The sequence below is a fragment of the Streptomyces sp. A0958 genome, assembly GCF_004795035.1.
Taxonomy (GTDB): domain Bacteria; phylum Actinomycetota; class Actinomycetes; order Streptomycetales; family Streptomycetaceae; genus Streptomyces.
In genome coordinates this window covers 1-6,654 of sequence record NZ_SSBK01000074.1, presented here as the reverse complement: position 1 = coordinate 6,654, position 6,654 = coordinate 1, and the positions used below count along the sequence as shown (strand labels likewise).

The 6,654-nt window shown below is 65.7% G+C and carries 4 protein-coding genes, 1 tRNA gene and 1 other RNA gene; 2 read left to right on the top strand and 4 right to left on the bottom strand.

From position 1 onward, the window contains the following. Positions 1-96: 96 nt before the first annotated feature. The 4 genes from E6P78_RS32225 to E6P78_RS32210 all read right to left on the bottom strand — a co-directional run bounded on the left by E6P78_RS32225 (position 97) and on the right by E6P78_RS32210 (position 5,042). On the bottom strand, positions 97-1,746 hold the full coding sequence (locus E6P78_RS32225; RefSeq protein ID WP_240799464.1) for an HsdR family type I site-specific deoxyribonuclease: 1,650 nt from the start codon (positions 1,744-1,746) through the stop codon (positions 97-99). A gap of 3 nt (positions 1,747-1,749) precedes the next feature. Next, the gene (locus E6P78_RS32220) at positions 1,750-3,045 is read right to left on the bottom strand and encodes a restriction endonuclease subunit S (RefSeq protein WP_136207168.1); all 1,296 of its coding nucleotides are present in this window, start codon (positions 3,043-3,045) and stop codon (positions 1,750-1,752) included. Further along, positions 3,038-4,591, bottom strand: a complete 1,554-nt coding sequence (locus tag E6P78_RS32215; protein WP_136207167.1) for a type I restriction-modification system subunit M — start codon at positions 4,589-4,591, stop codon at positions 3,038-3,040. Before E6P78_RS32215 ends, E6P78_RS32220 begins: the two co-directional genes overlap by 8 nt. Before the next feature lie 363 nt (positions 4,592-4,954). Then, a tRNA-Ser gene (locus E6P78_RS32210) sits at positions 4,955-5,042 on the bottom strand. Between the two features lie 132 nt (positions 5,043-5,174). Here E6P78_RS32210 and ffs point away from each other — a divergent pair. Together ffs and E6P78_RS32200 are read left to right on the top strand one after the other, a co-directional pair. Next, an RNA gene (gene ffs / locus E6P78_RS32205) (signal recognition particle sRNA small type) lies at positions 5,175-5,271 on the top strand. A gap of 65 nt (positions 5,272-5,336) precedes the next feature. Then, positions 5,337-6,654: DNA polymerase III subunit gamma and tau (locus E6P78_RS32200; protein WP_136207166.1), on the top strand; the 1,318-nt coding region annotated here is incomplete at its 3' end.

Here is a 6,654-nt window from a genome sequence, read left to right as displayed (position 1 = left end):
CTCAGCCCGATCGAGTACGAGGAGAAGCACTACGCCAACCAGGCAACGACCGAACAAGTGAACCTGAAACTACGTCACCCCGCCCTGACCAGCTAGTCAACACCTCCCGCACAGCGGGGGAACCTCAACCTGGGCCTTGAGGCCATTGCGGTAGGCGCCGGCCAGGTAGTGGTCCACGATGTCCTGGCAGACCGTCTGGATGCGCTCGGGGTTAGCAAACACCGAGGTGAGGCGCCCGAACTTGCGGGACAGGTTTTCACGGTCCGGGTCATCGAGGTCGAACTCGTCGGCGAACTGGTCGAACTCAGCCTGCAACGCCTGGTCATTCATCTCGAAGAGGACCGGATGCGGGTCCAGCACGACCGGGACGGTTGCTTCATCCTGCAGAGAGCGGGACACCGAATACCGGTGCAGCACCCTGTCCGGGTCGGCCTCTTCACCGAAGAGGGCGAAGGTGTTGGTGGAGAGGTTCCTGATAGGGGTGCCGGTCATGCCGAAGAACTTCGCGTTCGGCAATGCTGCGCGCATCTGCCCGGCCAGGGACTCCTCCTCGGCGGACTGGGTGCGGTGTGCCTCGTCGACCAGCACGATGATGTTGCCCCGCGTCGACAGGTCCTTGCCGGCGTCGGCGAACTTGTGGACGGTCGTGGAGATGACGCCGCGCACGTCGTCGGCCAGCAGGGAGCACAACTTCTTGCTGGTGGCGGGCTGATGGAAGTAGGCGTCCCCCATCGCGGAGGTGAACACCCCGGAGGTCTGCCGGACAAGCTGAGTCCGGTCCGAGAGCAGGATGATCGTGGGCGACTCGGTACGGGTGTCGGCCAGCAGCAGCGAGGCGGCGAACACCATAAGCAGCGTCTTCCCACTGCCTTGGTGGTGCCAGATCAGACCCTTCTGACCGTCGGACAGGACCCGCTCGTGGATCAGGTGGGCGGCTTCCATCTGCGGGTAGCGGGGCAGGTACTTCTTGTCCGCCCCGCCTCCGGAGGTGGAGAAGAGGACGAAGTTGCCGAGCATGTCCAGGACCGCGGCCGGCTTGAGCAGCAACTCGACGGAGCGCTGCACGTCGGCCTGCCCGGATAGATTCTCGTCGTCATCGGTGGACCGGAATGGCTGCCATTGGTTCAGGGGCGCGCTGGCGGCCCCGAACCGCAGCTTGAGCCCGTCGGAGGCGACCGAGAAGACATTGGGGGTGAAAAACCACGGATACTCGGTGGCGTAAACGTCGTTGATCTCACGCGCGGCGTCGGCCCACCCGGACTTCGCCGTCGGAGACTTCACCTCCACGACTACCAGAGGCAGGCCGTTGACCCAGTAGACAAGGTCGAACCGGCGAGGGGTCTTGCCGGGGACGGTGATGGTCACCTCATCCGACAGGACCAGCGTGTTAGCGGTCGGGTCAGTCGGGTGCTCGAAATCGATGACCTTCAAGGCGCGCCACACGCCGTCGGCGCCCCGAAACTCCTTGTGCCCACGCAGCAGTTTCAGCACCTGCTCGTTGGCCCGCACCAGCCCGCCATCGACGGCGTTGACCGTGGCGATGATCTCCTCGACAACGGTGTCCACGTCGAACCCGTCGATCACTTCAGGGTTGAGCCGGACGATGGCGTCCCGCAACTCACCGACGACCACCGTCTGCGTCGTCTCGCGCGACAGCGACCTGCCCGCTGTGTAGCCCCAACCCATAGGGAGGGACCACTGGATCATAAGGTTCTGGAACTCGCGTTCCCGTACGCCCTTCGCCACGGCTCAGACCTCCAACAACTCGGCGGACTTGATGTCGATGGTGCGGTTCAGCAGCCTCGGCAGCAGCCCTGCCTTGACTTCGCGGAGGCGGGCGGTTTCCGCTCGGGCCGACGCCAACGCAACTTCCATCGTGTCAAGTTCCACTGACATCTCGCGTTGGCGGTCGAGGGACGGTAGGCGTACAACCATGCCCTTCGCACGCTTGGCGCTGATGTGCTTGATGTTGGTGCCCCCCGCGATGTCGAGGAAGGCCCTGGACTCGTAGGCCCACATGCTCCAGTGGAAGACGAACTCGGGGATACAGATCTCGTCCATCGCCCGGAGACGGAGCAGGGTCATCTGGGTGCAGACTGGTCCTGGCAGCTCGTCTCGCCACATGGCGGGCATTCCGACCGCATTCGCGCTTGCGCTGCCTTCGGATACCACGACGTCGCCGTAGCGGAGGCCGAACTTCTCGCGCTCCGCTGGTTCGTAGTTCATCTCAAGTACGTCGGACAGGTCGAGCCTCCCGTAGCCGACGTTTGCCGAGCGGAGGTAGGGCGTCATGTACGGGCCGGTCGCCCTGTCGGGTGTCCTGCGCACTCCGGTTGAAAAGTCGAAGGCGTGCTCCGCCCTCACGGCTTCAACAGAGCCGTCGGTCATGAGGTCGGCTCGGCGGCGACGAAGAATCGCTGCCAGTGTCTCAGTTTCGACGCTGAGCGCGGTGATTTGGTCGTCCACCGCCCCGATGATCTCGACGATCCGCTCCTGCACCGACAATGGCGGTACCCAGATTGGGAGTGACGCGAAGGACGCATTGCTGATCTGTTTCCGCTCTGTTGTCCCAACGGCACGGCGCGCCGCCTCAGCCTGGAACTCGGGGTACTGAAATGTGGCCTCGATGAATGAAGGAATGGCAAAGTGAGGCTTGACTGTGAACAGTGGAAAGTGGTTCGTCACATAGCAACCCGCCGTATCGTCTTTGACGACGCCGAACGCTGCTTTGGTCGGCCACATGTGGTTGTAAACCACATCGTCTTTCTCGATCCGGTAGACCGCCTTACCTGTGATCCCTTCGGTAGAGACGGTGTCCCTGTGGTAGACACCCTCGGCGTTCCAGCGGACTCCTGCGTAGGGAATCGCTTCAAGATCTGTGACCGCGACCTTGCGCAAGCGCGAGACCGAAGTCAGAACCTCACCGAAGGTAGTGAGAACCCAATCGTCACTCATCGAAGTCCTCGATCCCTGCGGGGGAACGGCCACCTTGCGGCGCGTAGGGGTCTCCAGGTCACCGAGGCTGATCTGCTGCCAGTCACTCATCGAAGCCCTCGATCCCGGCAGCAGAGAGGACTGCGAACATGCGCTCCTCGGTCTTCTGGCGCTCGGCTCGGGCGATGTTGTATGCGTCGATGAGGGTGCTGAGGTCTTCCTGCTCAGCGGCGGCCTGCTTGAGGTAGCGGCCGATGTTGAGGTCGTACCCGTTCGCCACGATCTCTGCAGTGGGAACGAACCGTGCCGAGAGGCTGGCCTCGTCGCCGCTGTCGGAGTGGGAGTGGTAGGCGGTGACGACATCGGTGATGTTTACGTCAGTGAGGACGTTGCGGTTCTTGGCCTTGGTGAATCGTGCGGAGGCGTCGATGAACAGCACGCCATCTTGCCGTGCCGGAGCCTTGGTGCCGGGGGCACGGAAGACGAGAATGCAGGTCGGAATGGTCGTGCTGTAAAAGAGGTTCGCCGGCAGCCCGATCACGGCATCCAGAAGGTCATCGTCCAGCACGCGTCGGCGGATAGCTGCCTCCTGGCCGGCTCGGAAGAGAACGCCATGCGGCAGGACGACGCCCGCGCGACCCTTTTTCGGGTCCATGCTGGCGATCATGTGCTGCACGAACGCCCAGTCCGCCGACGACTGTGGGGCGACCCCTCCGATGGCACGGGGATCGTTGGTCCAGGGCTTCCACTTCAGGCTGTAGGGCGGATTGGCGACAATCACGTCGAATTGCTTGATGGACCCGTCCGGCTTCTTGAAGCGCGGGTCCCTCAGGGTGTCACCGATCTCGACCTTGAACTCGGTCAGGTTGTGCATGAAGAGGTTCATGCGGGCCACGCCCGCAGTGTCCGTTACCGCCTCCTGCCCGTTCAGGCTGAGTGTGTATCCCCGCCCGCCGTGGGACTTCAGGAGGGTCGCAGCGGCGATGAGCATGCCGCCTGACCCGCAGGTCGGGTCGTACACCGACTCGTGGTTCTTGGGTGCCAGCAGTTCGATGATCAGCTCGACGACCTCGCGCGGGGTGAAGAACTGGCCGGCGCGGGTGCCGGAACCGTCCGAGAAGCGCTTCAGTAGGTACTCATACGCTCCGCCGAGCACGTCGTGGGACATGTTGCCCTCGTGCATTTTGGGGGTGCGGTCCATCGCCTGCATGACCGACGCCAGCACCTCCCCCGGCAGCGCCGCTTCGGAGGTCCAGTTCATGGATCCGAACAGATGGGAGAACTTGTCAGGGTTGGCGGATTCGATGGCCTGGAGGGATGCGCGAACCCGCTGGCCGAGACCGTGCTGGGCAACGGTGGCGAGGATGGACGACCAAGATGCGCGACGTTCCTGGACGGTGCCGGCGTGGATGACCGGAATCTCGAAGGACTGGTGGTCGCGGTACTCGATCTCGCGGGCTTCCTCGGGGGAGAGGCCGTCCAGGTCCTCGTACTGGGACAGGAACTCCTGGTGGTTGTGCTCCCAGGTATCCGACAGGTACTTCCAGAACATCAGGGGGAAGACGACAGAGGAGTACTGCGCTTCGGGCATCGCCACGCGCAGCTCATCGGCGGCGTCCCACAGTCGGTTCTCGATCTCCTGCTGGGTCACTGCCATCAGTTGGGGGTGTCCTTGCTCGTGTCCGTTTGCGATCTCAGGGCCGTGGAGCTTCCGCTGGGCATCCTATTTTGTCCCGCTGACACTGAGGCCGCGGTCCACCCTTCTCCTTGCCAGTTCAAGGGGCTGACTGGCCACGCAGGGGGCGCAGAGTCTCGAGCTGGCCGCGCAGGAGGTCTCGGCCTGGTGCGATCGACGACCACGACCTCGTGACCGGGCCGCGGCAGAGGGAAGCCGATGCCTGTGCGTGGAGGTACGCGGCTGTCCGCTCCCGCACAACTGAGACCAAAACTGAGACCCCGAACGTCGAAGGGCCCCACCGCAAGCGGTGGGGCCCTTCGACGTATTGCCCGGTGAGAGCAATGGCGGAGGATACGAGATTCGAACTCGTGAGGGGTTGCCCCCAACACGCTTTCCAAGCGTGCGCCCTAGGCCACTAGGCGAATCCTCCGCCGCAAACAATACAAGACGTTGAGGAGTGCTCGCGAACCCGTTCCCCGGGGAGGGGGTCCGGCGGGTGCGGGGGGTGTTCGTGGAGGCGGGGGAGGTGGACTTGCGGGGGTGGGGATCGGTTAAGGTGGGCGTCAGCCCCTCACGTGGCGCTATCTGACTGAACTCCCCCAGGGCCGGAAGGCAGCAAGGGTAGGTCGGCTCTGGCGGGTGCGTGGGGGGCCCTTGCGTGTCCGGGGCCGGTGGGGGCCCGGGGCGGGGCCGGTTGTCAGTCCGCCCCGATAACCTCGTATGTGTGTCGTCCCTTGCGCTGTACCGCCGCTACCGCCCCGAGTCGTTCGCCGAGGTCATCGGTCAGGAGCATGTCACTGACCCGCTCCAGCAGGCCCTGCGGAACAACCGGGTCAATCACGCGTACCTGTTCAGCGGCCCGCGAGGCTGCGGCAAGACGACCAGTGCGCGCATCCTGGCCCGCTGTCTGAACTGCGAGCAGGGGCCCACGCCCACGCCCTGCGGGGAGTGCCAGTCCTGCCAGGACCTGGCGCGCAACGGGCCGGGGTCGATCGATGTGATCGAGATCGACGCCGCTTCGCACGGTGGCGTGGACGACGCCCGTGATCTGCGGGAGAAGGCGTTCTTCGGGCCGGCGTCGAGTCGTTACAAGATCTACATCATCGACGAGGCCCACATGGTGACGTCGGCGGGGTTCAACGCCCTGCTGAAGGTGGTCGAGGAGCCGCCGGAGCACCTGAAGTTCATCTTCGCGACCACGGAGCCCGAGAAGGTCATCGGCACCATCCGGTCGCGCACCCACCACTACCCGTTCCGGCTCGTGCCGCCGGGGACGCTGCGCGACTACCTCGCCGAGGTGTGCGGCAAGGAGAACAGCCACGTCGACGACGGCGTCCTGCCGCTCGTCGTGCGGGCCGGTGCCGGTTCCGTGCGTGACTCGATGTCCGTCATGGACCAGCTGCTCGCCGGCGCGGACGACGAGGGTGTGACGTACGCCATGGCGACGTCACTGCTCGGGTATACGGACGGCTCGCTGCTCGACTCGATCGTGGACGCCTTCGCGGCGGGCGACGGGGCGGCGGCCTTCGAGGTCGTGGACCGGGTCATCGAGGGCGGCAACGACCCGCGCCGGTTCGTCGCCGACCTGCTGGAGCGGCTGCGCGACCTGGTGATCCTGGCCGCCGTGCCGGACGCCGGCGAGAAGGGGCTGATCGACGCACCGGCCGACGTCGTGGAGCGGATGCAGGCCCAGGCGTCCGTGTTCGGGGCCGCCGAGCTGAGCCGCGCGGCCGACCTGGTCAACGAGGGGCTTACGGAGATGCGCGGCGCCACCTCGCCGCGGCTCCAGGTCGAGCTGATCTGCGCCCGGGTCCTGCTGCCCGCCGCCTTCGACGACGAGCGCTCCCTCCAGGCCCGGCTGGACCGGCTGGAGCGGGGCGCCTCCTTCGCCACGACCGGCCCCGGGCCCGCCATGGGATACGTCCCCGGGCCCGAGGCCCTCGCCCACGCCCCGGTCGCCCCCCAGCCGGCCCCGCACGCCCCCGCCCCGCAGCCGGACGCCGGGTCGGGGCCCGCCGCCGCGCGTGCCGCGGCCCGGGGGG

Coding starts and splice junctions, on each gene's coding strand:
- E6P78_RS32220 (WP_136207168.1), bottom strand. CDS start 3,045: ATGAGTGACTGGCAGCAGATCAGCCTCGGTGACCTGGAGACCCCTACG.
- E6P78_RS32215 (WP_136207167.1), bottom strand. CDS start 4,591: ATGGCAGTGACCCAGCAGGAGATCGAGAACCGACTGTGGGACGCCGCC.